Source organism: Streptomyces sp. NBC_01431 (assembly GCF_036231355.1).
Classification (GTDB): domain Bacteria; phylum Actinomycetota; class Actinomycetes; order Streptomycetales; family Streptomycetaceae; genus Streptomyces.
The window spans coordinates 1,369,856-1,385,504 of sequence record NZ_CP109496.1; the positions used below are offsets into that span (position 1 = coordinate 1,369,856).

13 protein-coding genes and 1 pseudogene are annotated in these 15,649 nt (G+C 71.0%); 5 read left to right on the forward strand and 9 right to left on the reverse strand.

From position 1 onward, the window contains the following. Window positions 1-10: 10 nt before the first annotated feature. Entirely contained in the window at window positions 11-1,069 is a 1,059-nt protein-coding gene (locus tag OG522_RS06465) for an SMI1/KNR4 family protein (protein WP_329461973.1), read from the forward strand. Window positions 1,070-1,448: 379 nt separating this feature from the next. Here OG522_RS06465 and OG522_RS06470 read toward each other — a convergent pair whose 3' ends face one another. Continuing rightward, entirely contained in the window at window positions 1,449-1,868 is a 420-nt protein-coding gene (locus tag OG522_RS06470; protein ID WP_329461974.1) for a hypothetical protein, read from the reverse strand. A 482-nt stretch (window positions 1,869-2,350) separates the two neighbouring features. Here OG522_RS06470 and OG522_RS06475 point away from each other — a divergent pair, with 482 nt between their 5' ends. Then, window positions 2,351-3,283, forward strand: coding sequence for a hypothetical protein (locus OG522_RS06475; protein ID WP_329461975.1), 933 nt, complete (start codon window positions 2,351-2,353; stop codon window positions 3,281-3,283). Between the two features lie 202 nt (window positions 3,284-3,485). Here OG522_RS06475 and OG522_RS06480 read toward each other — a convergent pair whose 3' ends face one another. Together OG522_RS06480 and OG522_RS06485 are read right to left on the reverse strand one after the other, a co-directional pair. Next, the gene (locus tag OG522_RS06480; protein ID WP_329461976.1) at window positions 3,486-3,647 is read right to left on the reverse strand and encodes a hypothetical protein; all 162 of its coding nucleotides are present in this window, start codon (window positions 3,645-3,647) and stop codon (window positions 3,486-3,488) included. A gap of 523 nt (window positions 3,648-4,170) precedes the next feature. Continuing rightward, the gene (locus OG522_RS06485) at window positions 4,171-4,845 is read right to left on the reverse strand and encodes a CBS domain-containing protein (RefSeq protein WP_329461977.1); all 675 of its coding nucleotides are present in this window, start codon (window positions 4,843-4,845) and stop codon (window positions 4,171-4,173) included. 132 nt (window positions 4,846-4,977) lie between these two features. On the opposite strand from OG522_RS06485, the gene OG522_RS06490 reads away from it, so the two are divergent. Next, the gene (locus OG522_RS06490; protein WP_329461978.1) at window positions 4,978-5,895 is read left to right on the forward strand and encodes a DUF1918 domain-containing protein; all 918 of its coding nucleotides are present in this window, start codon (window positions 4,978-4,980) and stop codon (window positions 5,893-5,895) included. Window positions 5,896-6,279: 384 nt separating this feature from the next. Then, entirely contained in the window at window positions 6,280-7,155 is an 876-nt protein-coding gene (locus tag OG522_RS06495; RefSeq protein WP_329461979.1) for a universal stress protein, read from the forward strand. Window positions 7,156-7,186: 31 nt separating this feature from the next. Here the strand turns inward: OG522_RS06495 and fdhF are convergent, their stop codons facing one another. Both fdhF and OG522_RS06505 read right to left on the reverse strand, forming a co-directional pair. Continuing rightward, entirely contained in the window at window positions 7,187-9,874 is a 2,688-nt protein-coding gene (gene fdhF, locus OG522_RS06500) for a formate dehydrogenase subunit alpha (protein WP_329461980.1), read from the reverse strand. Then, on the reverse strand, window positions 9,871-11,556 hold the full coding sequence (locus tag OG522_RS06505) for an NAD(P)H-dependent oxidoreductase subunit E (protein WP_329461981.1): 1,686 nt from the start codon (window positions 11,554-11,556) through the stop codon (window positions 9,871-9,873). The genes fdhF and OG522_RS06505 overlap by 4 nt, the downstream gene beginning before the upstream one ends. 289 nt (window positions 11,557-11,845) lie before the next feature. Here OG522_RS06505 and OG522_RS06510 point away from each other — a divergent pair, with 289 nt between their 5' ends. After that, window positions 11,846-12,301: a universal stress protein gene (locus OG522_RS06510; protein WP_329461982.1), complete on the forward strand. Its 456-nt coding sequence runs from the start codon at window positions 11,846-11,848 to the stop codon at window positions 12,299-12,301. Window positions 12,302-12,544: 243 nt separating this feature from the next. Here OG522_RS06510 and OG522_RS06515 read toward each other — a convergent pair whose 3' ends face one another. From OG522_RS06515 to OG522_RS06530, 4 genes and pseudogenes are all read right to left on the reverse strand, one after another. Then, entirely contained in the window at window positions 12,545-12,676 is a 132-nt protein-coding gene (locus tag OG522_RS06515) for a hypothetical protein (RefSeq protein WP_329461983.1), read from the reverse strand. 157 nt (window positions 12,677-12,833) lie between these two features. Next, window positions 12,834-13,592 carry a hypothetical protein gene (locus OG522_RS06520; protein WP_329461984.1) on the reverse strand — a complete coding sequence of 253 codons (759 nt, stop codon included), beginning with the start codon at window positions 13,590-13,592 and terminating at the stop codon, window positions 12,834-12,836. Between the two features lie 35 nt (window positions 13,593-13,627). After that, a pseudogene (locus OG522_RS06525) lies at window positions 13,628-13,804 on the reverse strand (amino acid permease); the annotation flags it as partial. Beyond that, a complete protein-coding gene (locus OG522_RS06530; RefSeq protein WP_443074665.1) occupies window positions 13,795-15,342 on the reverse strand; it encodes a site-2 protease family protein in 1,548 nt (515 codons plus the stop codon). The gene OG522_RS06530 and the pseudogene OG522_RS06525, both read right to left, overlap by 10 nt. Window positions 15,343-15,649: the final 307 nt, after the last annotated feature.

Here is a 15,649-nt window from a genome sequence, read left to right on the forward strand (position 1 = left end):
GGCCGCGACCATGAGGCAAATCACGGCGCCGTTCTCACGGGAGGAGAACGGCGGCGGGGGTGAATGGGCCGATATCAACGCGGCGCGGCACTTCCTCACGTCCGCGCCGCCATGGCGTGAACCAGCCGCCAACGCCCCCGAGGCATCGACCCCTCCCAACCGCGGGCCGCCGAGCGGGCCGAGGCGCGGCTCTGCCCGGCTCGGGGTATCGGGTCGACGGGCCTGGATCTCCGCCCGGCTCTGGGTGCCGGGCGACGGGCCTGGGTCTCCGCCCGTCCGGACGGGTCGCTATCGTCCCGGCATGACACACGAGTTCGACCTGCTCCGGACCCTCTCAACTGGCATTGCGGACCGAACGGGCGCCTGGGATTTCATCCGTGGTTTCGCGGCGCACTGGGCGACTCCGCTGGGCGAGGGGGACGGCTGGGGCGAGGCCGAACTGGTTGCCGTCGAGGAGCGGCTGGGCGTTCGACTACCGCTTGCACTCCGCGAGGCGTACCAGTTGTTCGGCCGGCGCCGGGACCTCAGCAGCAATCACGATGTCCTGCTCGACCCGGCCCAGTTGTACGTGGATCCCGCGCGGGAGGCACTGGTCTTCCGGCATGAGAACCAGGGCGCCGCTTCCTGGGGCATCCGGCTCGCCGATCTCGACCAGGACGATCCCGCCGTCGTCATCCGGGCGGATCTGGCGGACAAGAGTGCCGAGAAGTGGGAGAGCCGGCTGGACCGGCTCTCGCTGACCTGCGTGGAAATCGTCCTCTCGGAATCCCTGCATGCTCCCGAGGGACTCTGCGACTTCCTGAGCGATCTCGGCCAAGACGGCATCGACGTGCTGGAGCAGGGTTGCACTCGCTTGCCGTTTCCGGCCTGTCCGGTCGGCGAGGAGGAGCCCGGTGTCCGCTGGTTCCTGGGAACCGATGTCCTGCTGCGGAACGACGATGACGAGGTGCTGCTCGTCCGCGCGCGCACCGAAAGCGCCCTGGAGCGTGTACGTGAACTGATCCCTGGTGACTGGCTCAACGACTATTGGCAGGCCGACAGCCCGGCCGCCCGATCCTGCGAACAGTAAGGACGTGGTCCCGCGAGCAGTGAAGTCGTGGTCCCGCTGTTTGGGGACGTACGCAGACCCGTCGAAGGCTCCGCCTCCGCCCAAGAGGCCCGGCGAGCTACCCCTCAGGCAAGAGCTTGCCTGAGGGGGCTCGTGCCGGTATCTGCTACACCCTGTTCCCGACGGACGGCCGGAATGCCCGGCGTCGTGGTGATTGGCGTTGTGGTGATTGGCCCTGATGGGGGGCACGGTGTACGGCGGGCTGTGATGGTCCACCTTGGCCTGCGTCAGCCCGCCTTGGCCTAGTTGACCCGCCTTGGCCGGTCGCGTCCCGCGGGCCGGACGACGGGCCTGCGGGCCGGACGACGGGCCTGAGCAACCGTGCCCCTCTCCGGGTCCGCTAGCGAACGGTGACGTTGAAGACGGCGGAGGCCGTGGTGCCACTGATGATGCGCAGGTCGTTCTTGCCCTTCAGGCCGAGCTTGACGCCGAGCGAGTAGGAGCCGTTGCGGGATATGGGCGCGGAGGCGGGAAGGGTGACCCACTTGCCGTTCTGCTTCTGCTGGAGCGTGACGGTGCTGCCCGCCTTGAGACCGGTGGTGTTGCCGGTCACGCGGAACAGCTGCCAGGCGCGGACCGAGGACGCCGACGGCTTGGCGGTGATGCCGGCCTTGACGGCCGCGGCCTGGTGGGCGGCCGGGGTGGGCGTGGTGTGTGTGGCGGGGGTGGCGGCCATCGCGGTGCCGGCCAGGGCGACGCAGGCAGCGCTGAGGGCGCCGACGGCGACGATGCGAAGTGAGTGCCGCTTGGTGACGATCATGGTTTTATCCCTCTCGACATAGAACATCCGGCTGTGCGCCACAAGCGAGGTAAGTGCTCTTGGCGCGGTCTCACCAGGAATGACGGCTCTTCACACACATGCGTTGTCGGTGCGTTGTCACCGTCTCGTAACAGCCGTACCGGTCCCTGCGTACGGGCCCTGGACCGCGGAACCTACGCCGACTCCCCCAGGCGTACCCACGGCCACCGCGATGCGTCCGCCATGATGCGCCGCACCGGGGCACACTGCCGGGCATCCCCAACAGGCCCGCAGAATCGGCTAGTTCACACCATGATCCCGGGCCGCCATCCGGGCCGGCGGCCATGTGCGGCACCAGCTGACCACGCCCGATGTGCCCCCGCGGCTGCCCCTTCGGCCCTCGCGGGTGCCGGGCCAAGGCCCTAGTCTCGGGCGCTTGGGGCCGAACAGCGACCTGGAGGCTGGGCAGCGTGCGAGAGACAGGGACACCCGTGGTGCCGCCGATGCCTGAGGCGGCACCACGGAAGCCGGCACAGGACGCGTCCTCCGAGCGCGCCGCCGGACAGGCGCCGCACCCCACCAGGCTCGCAGCCCTCCAGCGGACCGCGGGCAACGGAGCCGTGACGCACTGGCTTCAGCGCACGGGAGAACCCGGGGTCAGGGAGCAGGCGCGGCAGCACGCCGCCGATCCCACGACGCACGGCGAGTGGGGCACGTTCCGCGACATGATGGCTCGGGCCGGCTTCTCCAACGACGTCACCGACGCCGCCTGGCAGCTCGTCCTCGGCGGCATCGCCGAACAGGGACAGCTCAACGACGAGGCCATGGCGAAGTTCTCCGAACGCCAGGAACAGCGCGACCACCGCGCGTCGAACAGTTGGTACCAGGAGCTGGTGAAGCTCATCGGCGACCACTTGGAGATCGACACGCCCACGCTGGCTCTCTGGTCGGGCGGTAGGGAGGTCAGTGACTACGCCCGCGCCAACGGCCACACCCCTCTGGAGTCCACCGCCTTCGGCGGCGTGGTCGACAAACTGACCCTGTCCTCGGACTGGATGCTCAAGACGCCGATGTGGAACGTCCTTTCCAAGGCATTCGTGAACCGCGCCCGCGGCCCCGTCCACATCTTCCTGCGGGCGTACAACCCCGAGAGTGTCCTCATCGCACAGGAGATCCCGCAGCTGCGCGTGGTCATGGCGCTCAACCCGGCGGTGCGGCTCATCTGGCACCCGGTGTACACCGCGGCCGACGGGAGGCTGATGGAGATCACCAACGACCTTGAACTGGCCCGCGACGCGTCCTATCCCACCCGGGACAAGTGCGTGCAGGTCCTCTACGACTACCTCCGGCTCATCCACGACCCGGCCAACGCCCGCTCCGAGCGCGCTTACACGGAGATGAGCGCCCGCCTCGCCGCCAACGGCAACCCGCAGTAGCGCCGCCGGCCCCACACCGGCACGGTCCGGTCCGACCGCCCGCGTATGCGAGCCGGACAACTCCGCGGCAGATCGACGCACACCGTGTGCCGCGAACTCGACGAGGAGATCGAGAACCTGGCGGTGCCCCGCGAATCACCGCTCGCCCTTCCGACGACCACACCGGAGACATACCGGAGGCTGCCTGGCTTGACCGCCGGCGTCAGCCCAGGAGGCCGATGTCCTCAAGGAGGCCGCCGACGTGGCTGTCGCTGCCGAGGAGGCTGATGGGCTCGTCGGGTTCGACCGGGGCTGCCATTGCGGTGGTGGCAGTGAGCCCAAAGATGCAGGCAGCTCCGAGGAGGACTGCGGCGATACGGCGCATGAGGAATTCCCTTTACTGTCCAGGCAAGCGAGGCTTGGCCCAGCGGATGTTCGAGTCCTCGCATGGTTGCCCGATCGAGCGGACAGAAATACGCTAATCACCCGAACGGCACGAACAGGGACACCGCCCCCTGCGTTTGGACCCCTGCGCGGCTCCCGTCACGTCACGGCCCGGCCGACCGCCCGACCCACGGCGCGCCCGGGGTCCGTGCTTCCCTGGGCCGTTGGCCACGCGGCCGATCACACCACTGCCCCGGAAAAGCAGAAAACCCCACGTAAGTGGGTCTCAGTTGGTGCCCGAGGCCGACACAGGGCATAGGCACACACCGCTGGGCAGTGGCGAAACTGAGCTTCTACAGCCCGCAGTGATCGTCGACCAGTGTGTCAACGGCGACCGTATCGGGGCCTCCGCGGCTGGGCCGGTACGTGTCCTTCACGATCTGCTTGTTGTCCTCTTCGCTGAACATCCGGTGGCCGCCGACCTGACGACAGGGAACGCGCCAGCTTGCGCCGACCATCACCTCTCAGGTGCCGGTGGGGGAACGCCGGGCGTCGTCGGTCCGGTACGTGATGTGTGCGGAGACGGAGACCACGCCGTCGACGCTCTGGCACAGCCGCTCGATGATGGGGATCAGGCTCTTGTACTCGACGGACCCGCTGAGGGTGACCTGCCCCGCGCGTACCTCGGCCGTCACCTCTGAGAGAGCGAGGCCCAACGTCCGCTCCAGCATGTCTCGGGTGATCTCGTCGCGGATGGCGTCGTCCCTGCGCAGGAAAATCCGCAGCAGGTCACCACGGCTGACGATGCCACGTAGTGTGTCCGTCTCGTCCACGACCGGCAGCCGCTTGACGTTGTGGACCTCCATCAGACGTGCCGCCTCGACCACGGTCCACTCCGGGCGTGCGCAGACCGCGGGAGCCGACATCAACTCCTCGGCCCTGGCGCCCTCGGCCTTGGCCCGCTCCCACGCCTCCAGATGGGGAATCGGTGTCCGGCCGGACGGGTCGGCCTGGTCTGCGCACTTGCGCAGCAGATCGGCCTCCGAGACCAAGCCCATCGGGCGGTCCAGGTCGTCCACCACGGGTACGGCGGTGACGTCGTTGTCCGCCAAGAGCTTGACGATGTCCTTGAACGGCGTGTCGCGCCGCGCCCGGACGACCTGCCTGGTCATGAGGTCTGCGACCGTTCGGTGCTGCATGTCGCCTTCCCTTCCGGGTCATGTTGGCCAGTCGTGGTCAGGTGTCCAGTTCCGTCGGGAACCACCCCGTGCGGCGGCACTTGGTACGTGGCACGTTGGATACAGCAGAATCTTGCGGAAACGGCGGCAATCATGCGAGCTCACCTCGGCGATCAACTCGTCATCGAAAGCGTGACGACCGGCGCTGCCAAGCGCGACGGCGAAATCGTGGGACTCCGCCATCCGGATGGCACACCGCCCTACGAGGTGCGGTGGTCGGACACGGACGAGGTGACTCTCGTCTTCCCCGGACCCGACGCGCATATCCGTCACACCGAGCACGCGTCCGGGACAGCCCACGAGTCTTCCCGGCAGGGCACGGACGAGGCGAACGCCACGTCCGACGCGACCCCGCCCGGTGGGGCCGCCAACCCTGGTGACATCGGCCGCCGCGTGTACGCCGAACGCACACGACAGGGCCTGACCCGCGAGGAAACGGCCCGCCGCGCCCGAATGGCGCCGAATTACCTGGCGTACCTGGAGGAACGGCCGGCCGACCCGAGTCTGGCGACGCTCATCAGTCTGGCCGCGACACTGGGAACCAGCACGGCGGCCCTGCGGGGGGCCGGTATCGATCTGCCACCCGGTCAGGGCCAGGCGCTTGCGCACCCCCAGCTGCGGGACCTCTCGGACGACGAATGCCGTGCCCTGCTCTCCACGCACGGTGTGGGGCGCATCGCGGTTTCGACACCCGACGGCCCGGCCGTCGTCCCGGTGAACTACGACGTCATCGACGACGCGATCGCCTTCCGGACCGCGCCGGAGTCGGTGCCCGCGGCGGCCGTGGAAGGGGAGGTCGCCTTCGAGGTCGACCACGTGGACGAGGCGATGAGCCAGGGCTGGAGCGTGCTCGCCGTCGGCCCTGCGCAGGTTGTCACTGAGCCCGCCATGGTGCAGCGGCTGGTCGAGCAGGCGCACACCGAGCCGTGGGCCGGAGGCGACCGCGAGATGTGGGTGTCGATTCAGCCCACGCGCCTGACGGGCCGTCGCATCGGCCCGGCCGATCGGTAGACGGCCACGGACTGGTGCTCGCCTGGTCATTCCACGACCACGGTTCAGCGACGACCCGGCCCGTCTGGATGGGCCCCTCGGCTCGCGAAGGGAGGCTGCGGTGAGCCAACTGCCACTCCCTGAAGAACATCTCCTTGAACGGCGCGTCGCGTCCGACCGCCACCACCGTCACGCTCATCACATCACTCACGATGTGCGGGGTCTCAGGTACTTCGGACCTCCTCCCGGCCTATGACCCCACCCTCGTCGCAATCCGGTGCGATGCGACCCGGGCCGACGTTTCGCTCGCGAAGGACCGGTCCGCATGTCGCGGTGGCACCGGGGCGGTGCGACGGTAATCACAGGGGATCCTCGCAGTGGCCGGGACGGAAGGCGGTGGGGACGATGGAACTCCCGCTGGTCGTGGGTGTCGACGGATCGGATTCCAGTCTGGACGCGGTGGACTGGGCGGTGGACGAGGCAGCACGGCACGGGCTGCCACTGCGGCTGGTCTACGCGTCGTTGTGGGAGCGTTACGAGGGCGGGCGTCCGTCCTTCAGCGCCGCTCGACCCGCCGAAGAGGTCATGGCCGAGCACATCACGGCGTCCTGCGCGGAACGCGCCCGGCTTCGCAACCCAGCGGTGGCGGTCTCGGCCGAGGTGCTACCCGAAGATGCGGTGTCCGCGCTGCTGCGGGAGGGACATGAGGCCGCCGCCCTGGTGACGGGCTCCCGGGGCCGGGGTCAGCTCGCCGGGATGCTGCTGGGGTCGGTGGGTCTCACCGTGGCGGCCCGCGCCGTGTGCCCCGTCATCGTGGTGCGTGGCGGGGAACACAACCAGCAGGGCGCCTTCGGACGAGTGGTGGTGGGGGTCGGCGACATCGCCGAGAGCATGGGCGCCGTACGGTTCGCCTGCCGCGAGGCCAAGGCGCGCGGCTGCGCGATGGATGCCGTGCGGGCCTGGCGCTGCCCGGCCCATGAGCATGTGGACCACCCGCTGATCGCGGATGACGCGTCGCAGGTTCATGAGGAACGGGCCTCGACGCTCCTCGCCGACGCGCTGCGCGAGCCCGTACGAGATCATCCTGGCGTCGTTGTCCGCCAACGGCCCGTCGAAGGCCCCGCCCACAGGGTGCTTGTGGACGCATCGGCCGATGCCGACCTGGTGGTCGTCGGCGCCTTGAGGCGGCCCGGCCACTTCGGACTGCAGCTCGGCAGGATCGCCCACGCCCTGCTGCATCACTCCCAGTGCCCGGTCGCGGTCATCCCGCAGCGAACCTGAATCCGGCGGCGCGAGCGGGTTCCCGGGCGTCTTACGGCGCGGCCACGCGTACCGCCGTGACCTTGTATTCGGGGCAGGACGTGACAATGTCCGCGTGACCGGAGGTGAGGCGGTTCACCCCGCTCGCGGGGAAGTGGAAGGAGCAGAAGACCTGACCGGGGGCTGTCTGCTCGCTGATCCGGGCGACGAGCCGGGCCCGGCCGTGCCGGCTCTCCACGCTGACTCGCGCGCCGTCCTGCACGTCGTAACGGGCGGCGTCGTCGGGGTGGAGGTCGAGGAAGTCGACCGGATCGAGGGCGAGGTTGCCGCTACGCCGGGTCATGCTGCCGGAGTTGTAGTGCGCCCAGCGGCGCCCGGTGACCAGGACCAGCGGATAGTCGTCGTCGGGCTGTTCACCCGGGGGGAGGTAGGGGGCCGCAGCAAGGTGGGCCCGCCCGTCGGGCGTGGCGAACCGTTCCTCGTACAGCTTGGCCTGGCCGGGGCGGCTGGGGTCCGGGCAGGGCCATGGCACCGCTCCCTCCCGGTCCAGCCGGGCGTGGGAGAGACCGGCGAAGACGGGTGCGACCCTTCCGCACTCGGCCAGGGCCTCGGCCGGAGTAGCGCAGCCTAGGTCGACTCCCATGACCGCGGCGAGGGCATGTACGGCATCGAAGTCGCTGCGCGCCTCACCCGGTGGGGGTACTGCGGGCCGGACCCGCTGGAAGCGGCGGTCGAAGTTGACGAACGTGCCGTCCTTCTCCAGCCAGGACGCGACCGGCAGCACGATGTCAGCGTGGCGGGCGGTCTCGGACAGGAACAGTTCGTTGCACACCACGAGCGGGCACGTGTCCAGGGCGCGGGCAACCTGGTTCGTGTCGGGATCCGTGGCGCAGACGTCCTCGCCGATGATCCACAGCGCCCGCAGGTCCCCGGCCCGCGCGGCGGCGAACACGTCCGGGAGCCGCATACCGGGGCGCTCCGGCACCGATACGCCCCACACGGCTTCGGCCCGGGATCGCGCGGCAGGGTCGGTCACCTGTCCGTAGCCGGGCAGGAGGTCGGGCAGCGCGCCCATGTCGGAGGCACCTTGGACGTTGTTCTGGCCGCGCAGCGGGTTGACCCCGTGGCCGTGGTCGGTGCCCACGGCGCCGCGCAGGATCGCCAGGTTGGCCAGGGCCCGCACCCCGTCGGTGCCATGCAGGTGCTCGGTGACGCCCAAGCCGTAGACGATCGCGGGCCGTCGGGCCCGGCCGTACAGCCGGGCGGCCGCGATCAGGTCCGCGGCGGGTACCCCGGTGATCTCCGCGACCCGATGGGGCGGGTAGTCGTCGAGCAGTCCGGTGAGTTCCGGCAGGCCGGTGGCCCGCTCCCGCAGAAACCCCTCGTCGACCAGTCCTTCGCCGAGCAGGACGTGGGCGAGCCCGTGGAAGAGCGCGACGTTGGTACCGGGGCGGGGGCGCAGATGCACGTCGGCATGCAGGGCGAGACCTACGGCACGGGGATCGGCGACGACCAGCTTGGCCCCTCGCAGCACGCGCCGGAGCAGCCGCGCGCCGGCCACCGGATGGGCCTCGACAGGGTTGGCCCCGACCACCAGCAGGCAGTCGGACCGCTCCACGCCTTCAAAGCTGTCGGTGCCCCCGGAGAGCCCGAAGGAGGCGGTCAGGCCGGCGGCGGACGGGGAGTGGCAGAGGCGGGAGCAGTTGTCGACGTTGTTCGTGCCGATGACGACCCGCATGAACTTCTGTACGAGGTAGTTCTCCTCATTGGTTGCGCGGGCCGAGGAGATCGCCGCCACGGCGTCCGCGCCGCCCGCCGCGACGGCCTCCCGCAGCCCCCTGGCGATATGGTCGAGCGCCTCGTCCCAACTCGCCGGTTCCAGGCGGCCGTCGCGTCGCAGCAGCGGCCGGGTGAGCCGTTCGGCCGAGGTGAGATAGCCGTGGGCGAAGCGCCCCTTGACACAGGCGTGCCCCTGGTTGACCGGGCCGTCCCGGGCAGGCAGCACCGCCGTGATCCCGCCGTCGCCGGTGACGACCTCCAGTGCGCAGCCGACACCGCAGTAGCCGCAGGTGGTGCGCGTCCGGGCTGCCGTCCGGCGGCTCGCGGAGGTGAGCCCGCGGCCTGGGCCCGGCTCTGCGATCGCGCCGGTGGGGCAGGTGTCGACGCAGCCGCCGCAGGCCACGCAGTCCGACTCGGCCCAGGGCCCGCCGGTGCCGGGGGCGACCACGGTGTCGGCGCCCCGTCCGGTCAGGGTGAGAGCGAAAGTGCCCTGCACCTCGGCACACATGCGAACGCACCGGCCGCAGGCGATGCACAGGTCCCGGTCCAGGTGGACGTACGGGTGGGAGTCGTCTCCGCCGCGACCTCCGGCGCCCCGTGCCGCCTCCGGTCCGATGTCCATCGACCGACAGACCTGTGCCAGCTCGCTGGGACCGTCGTCCGCGAGCGCGCGGGGCGGCAAGGCGGAGACGATGAGCTCCACCGCGTTCCGGCGCAGCCGCCGAAGGTCATCCGTCGCGGTTTCGACGCGGACGCCAGGAGCGGCCGGGGTCACGCATGCCGCGGCGATCCGCCCGTCGGCCCATACCAGGCAGGTGCGGCACGAGCCCGCGGGGCTGAGCCGGTCATCGGAGCAGAGTGAGGGCAGCTCGATCCCGGCCGCCCGGACAGCCGCGAGCAGCGAACTGCCCTCGGGCACCTCGACGCCCGCGCAATCCACCTGGATCTCGATCCCGGTCATGGGGCCCATCCCCCCAGTCGGTCACCGTAGGCGCGGGCGAGGCTGTACACGGCGGGCGGGATCCGTCGTCCGAAGGCGCACAGACTCGCCTCAGCCAGAACGCGCGCCAGCGAACCCCACTCAGGACCGGGTGGAGTGCCGACGGACGCCAGTTCCAGGCCCCGGCGCGAGCCCACCCGGCACGGAGAGCAGGCACCGCAGCTCTCGGCGGCGGCGAACTGCCAGATGTGTCGCAGTACTTCCTCAGGTGTCACATGGCGGTCGAAGGCGACCAGTCCGGCGTGGCCGAGGGCGGCGCCGCGCGCCGCAAGGTCTTCGGTGGTCAGCGGCACGTCCAACGCGTCGGGGGCGAGGAAACCGCCCAGCGGTCCGCCGACCTGGAGAACGGTCAGCTCGCAACCGTCCTTGAGACCCCCGCCCAGTTCGGTGACGATCCGCCTCAGCGGGGCGCCCAGCTCGACCTCGTACACCCCTGGCCTGGCGAACCGCTCCGACAGGCAGACCAGCTTCGTGCCGGTCTCGCCCCGAGCCCCGCGCCGGGCGTACGCGCCGCCGCCACGGGAGACGATCCAGGGCACGGCTGCCAATGTCTCGACGTTGTTCACCACGGTCGGCGCATCCCACAACCCGTGCCGGGTCGGGTAGGGCGGGCGCGGCCGGGCACAGCCCCGATCGCCTTCCAGGCCGGCGATCAGGGCGGTCTCCTCACCCGCGACGTACGATCCGGCACCCTCTGCCACTGCCACGTCCAGGGCCCGCCCCGTCCCGTGAACGGACGGGCCGAAGTGCCCATCGGCGTACGCCCGCCTGACCGCCTCCCGTATCCGCGCCAGAGCGCGCGGATACTCCGAGCGTACGAGCACCACGCCCCGGTGCGCCCCGCATGCGAAGCAGGCCAGCGCCAAGCCCTCCAGCACCCGCTCAGGGTCTGCCTCCATCAGCAGCCGATCGGCATAGGAGCCGGGATCTCCCTCGTCTCCGTTGACCACCAGCACGGTGTCGGGTGCCCGGCCGGCCGCCTCCCACTTCGCGGCCACACCGAACCCCGCGCCGCCGCGTCCTCGCAGCCCGGACGCGGCCACTTCCCGCAGGACCTCGTCAGGAGTTCCTTCTGCCACCGTCGTCGGCCACACCTGCCACGCGGCCTCACCGGCCATCACACCGCCCAGCAGAACGGGGTCACCGGTGTCGTCGGCCGCCGGGATCTCCGGCGCCCGAGCAGGCTCGCGCCCCGCGAGCTGATCGGCCAGCGTCGGTCCGGTGCAGGGCGTGTCACCGTCGAGCGCCGCAGGAGCCGCGTAGCAGTACCCCACACAGCGGACAACCTGCACAGACGTCTCTCGGTCGGGCGACGTCGTGCCCGCGGTGACCCCCAACTCGTGCTCCGCATCGGCGAGATGCCGTCCAGCCTGTGCGGCGAAGCACGCGGTCGCCGTGCAGACCCGGACGTGACGGCGGCCGTGCGGGGCGGCGAGGTCCGCGTAGTAACTGGCCGGTCCGAGCGCGGCGGCCGCGGGAAGACCGATATCCGCGGCGACGGCCGGAGCCCAGGTCTCCGGGCTGTCCGCCGTTCCCGCCCTGGCCTCGGCCAGCGACTCCATCAGCCGGTCTCCCGGCCGCCCACGCCGGTCGGCCAGGGCTCGAAACGCATCGAAACGATCCGCACGTCCCACGGCACACATGACCTCATCGTGGGGGCGGTCGGACACGGCCGCAATTCCGACTCGGCGTCCGCCTGCCCCCGTGCTTGCGGCCGGCCCGAAGCAGTGGCTGCTGCGCGTGCGTGAGTCGAACGGCGCCCCGGTCGCGCCTGCGCCATCGGCCGTCTTGTGAAGGGGTCGACACACCGCGTCGGCATGCCCTCCCCCTACGGCCGCCCTCCCTGGCGGGCCGGCGGGGAGGGGCGCAACCTGGAAGTGACGGGAGCGGACGAGCGAGGTCACCAACAGAGCCAAGAAGGAGGTCGTACGTATGGACAGGGATGCCACGGGACCGCGGGTCGTGGTGGGTGTCGACGGTTCGCCGTCCTCGCACGAGGCATTGCGTTGGGCCGTCCGGTACGGCGGCCTTGTCGGGGCGACGGTGGAGGCCGTGGCCACGTGGGAGCTGCCGGGTGGGCGTGCCTGGTCGGCTCCGGCCATCGACACCACCTTCGACGAGGAGAGCGCCCTTCAAGGACTGGTCCAGGAGCTGAGGGAGGTACTCGGCGACGAGGGCGCCAAAGCCGTCCGGGCGCTCCTGGTGCACGGCAACCCCGTCGACGTGCTCCTCAAGGCGGCCGAGGGCGCCGAGGCCCTGGTCGTGGGCAGTCATGGGCGGGGCGGCTTCGCCCGGGCGCTGCTGGGGTCCGTCAGCCAGCACATCGCGCAGCACGGGGCCTGCCCCGTCGTGATCGTCCGCCCGGGAAAGTCCGGAGCCGGACACTGACCGGCCCGTCACGGGACGGGACGGGAAAGCGCATGCCCGTCCCCGCAGGCACGACGGTCGGCCGGGTTGTATCGGCAGCGGCGACGTTGGCGTGGTGGGGCGCTGGGCGGCGGGACCAGCGGCCTCCACCCGGCTTCCCAGGCTTGATGGTCTGCTGTCGAAGTCCTTCGGAGGCTGACTCCGGAGCCGATGTTGTGCATGGTGTCTTCTCAGGTGCTGGTGCCCTTTCAGGGGGCGGGTGGGTCAGGCGGTGCGGTGGTAGTAGGTGATGGAGACCTTGACCGGGCCGTCGTTCGTGGCGGTGGTGAGCGCGTGGACGACGGCGATGTCCTGGCCGCCGGGCGAGCGGACGCAGAAGCTGCGGTCGGCGTTCAAGGTGGTGAAGGGCAGGGTGGAGGTGGGGCGGGTGTCGATGCCCTTGAGGCAGTTGGGGAGGGTGAGGGGTCCGGCCGGCGGGATGTAGGCGTCGGTGTCTTCGGGGATGTCGAAGGCGCCGGACTTGCGGGCCAGGTACCAGGCGGGGTGTCCTGGGTCACCTTCCCGGCCTTGAGGTCGAACTCGGGGTCGAGGTCGGGGGAGGTGAGTTCGACGTTGGTGTAGACGGCGGTGTAGCCGGTGACCGCGGTCGGACGCGGGGGCGTTGAGGGGGAGGACCGGGGGTGGCGGGCGGGGAGGGGCTGGCGGTCGCGGTGTTCTGCTCGACGGAGTCGTCGAAATAGTCGGAGTAATCGAGCAGGAGGAAGGTCGCCGCGGCTCCGACGAGGAGGGCGGCGGCCGTCAGGAGCGCGGTGCGGGCGCCTCGGCGCGCGGTGGTTGCGGCCCTTCGCCTGGTGGTGGGGGCAGGCTCCGGGCCAGTGGGTGCCGGGGCGGGCAGGGCAGGTGCGGTCGGGGCGTCGGCCGGAGCCGGGTCGAGGACGGTGGCGGGCGGGGCCGGCGTGGTCGGCAGGTGGGTGTGGCGATGGAGTTCGCTGCTTACCTGCTGCGGCAGCCAGCCGTCGGAGAAGCGGAGTTCGCCGCCGGTGGCGGGATGGTGGCGGGCGGCCTCGATCAGCCAGGCGGCGCCCGGCCGGTCCTCGGGGTTCTTGGCCAAGCAGTACCGGACCAGCTCGTGCAGGCTGAGCGGAAGGCGGGAGAGGTCGGGTTCCTCGTGGACCGCCGGGTAAAGGGAGATGGGCTCGGGGCCGGAGCCGAAGGGCGGCATGCCGGAGCCTGTGCAGGCGATCAGGGCGCCCAGGGCGAAGACGTCGGTGGCCGGCGTGGCGGGCAGTCCGAGGGCCTGTTCGGGAGCCATGAAGCCCGGCGAGCCAATGCGCACGCCGGTGCCGGGCGGGCAGCCAGCCGCGTCGAGGACGTCGCGTCGCAGTACGCCACGAGGGCGGCCAGAGCCAGAGCCAGGGCCACCAGCAGCCCTGAATCTGCGGCACCGGCCGCCGGCTCGAAAGCGGCGAAGATCCCGGTCCCGATCATCGACCCCAGGCCGATCATCACCGCCGTCATGCCGCCGTCGCGGTCTGGTGGGCCGCGGCGAGCCAGGCGACTGTCTGGTTGACGTCGGCGAAGGAGACGATGCCGGCCAAATCCCGCGTGCCAGGGGCGGAGAGGACCAGGGCGTGGTGCAGCGGATGGGCTTCGAGGCGCGGCAGCAAGGCGGCGACGCGCTCGGTGGGGGTGGTGGTGAGAGTGTCGGCGAGGGGACACATCACGTCGCCGAGATGCGTGAGCGCGCGGCGATGTACGGGGGTGCGGTTGATGTGCGCGACGGTGATCAGGCCCGCGACCCGGCCGTCCGGGCCCGTCACCGGGTAGCCCGCCTGGCGGTGGCGGGCGTACCGGCTGGCGGAGAGGAGGGCGTCGACGGTGATGGCGGCCGGAAGGGTGACCGGATCGCGGATCATGACCTCGCTCACCGGCAGGTCGCCCAGGACCTCTCGGATCTGCGCATTCCGGCCCTCGTACGTCGCGGCGGTGATCACGAACCAGCCCAGCAGCATCGCCCACAGTCCGGAGAACGCGGCCCCGGTCAGCACGGTGGCCCCTCCGCTGAGCACCAGGAACCAGCCCAGCAGCCGTCCGGCATCGGCCGAGCGGCGAGCGGCCCGGAGCCGGTCGCCGCCGCGATGCCACAGGAAGGCGTGCAGCAGGCGTCCGCCGTCCAGGGGTGCGGCGGGCAGGAGATTGAACGCGGCGAGGAGGAAGTTGATCGTTGCCAGCCAGCTGGCTGCCGACACCGTCAGCGGCGGCGCGCGCAAGGCGCCGAGGCCGAGCGTCAGGCCGGTGAAGACGGCCCCGGCCAAGGCACTGGCCAGTGGTCCGGCCCCGGAAATGCGCAGTTCCACGGCGGGAGTCGAGGGCTCACCGCGCAGGCGGGCGACGCCGCCGAGCATCCACAGGGTGATCCCGTCGACCTCGATACCGTGGTGGGTGGCGACAACGGAGTGGGCCAGCTCGTGAGCGAGCAGGCAGCCGAGGAACAGAACCGAAGTGATCAGCGCGAGCGACCAGCGGGCCCAGGCCGGCTGCCCCGGCTGGGCGGCGGGGAACGCACTCCGGGCCAGAAGGAACGTGACCAGAGCCAGAACGGCCAGCACACTCCAGTGGACGCCGACCCGGATTCCGGCGATCCGACCCAGCGACAGCGACTCCTTCACCGTGCCCTGCCTTCCGGCGTCGGCCCCGGAACCCTGACCTGTGCCACCGCCCCCGGGCCGCGCCCCTCTCGGGTGGTTCTCTGGTGGGCCGACCGCTCCCTCGAACGTATCCCCCTTTACTTCAGCATGCCGCGCCACAGGCCGGGCGTCATGGGGCCACCCGGCTCTCGGTACCCGGCAACCGGCCTCGACAGCAGTCGATTCCAGCCCGCCCGGGAGGCGTCGGACGCACGGCCCGACAATCCCTGGTGCCCGACCCGGGCCGGGTCTGGTCTGGTCTGGTCTCCTTGAGTGCTGCCCCCCGGCCCCCGGCAGCAACCACGCTCGTACGGCGCGCAGAGGGACGCCGAACTGGCCCCACCCCTCTGCCGTCCCGCGACACGCCCGTTGCATACGGGAAGGTGTTCCATGGAACGCACTGTCACCCTGGTCGGCCTGCCGCGGATCAGTCCGGGGCCCTTCGGGCACAGCCCGATGACCTGCACGTGCAGGCTGGGGCTGCCCGGGAAGCCAAGGGGTAACGGAGAAGCTGATCGGCGTGCTCCAAGCGACAGTGTGCGGCCCCCTCGGACGGCTCCCTCACCAGACTCCTGTGCGGGCTCACAGCCCAAACATCAAGCGGCGTCGGCGGGCAGCCCCTGCACCGATTTTCACGCCCTGCGGGATCCTGCTGGCCAAATGTCGTGTCCTGGGGTGTGGG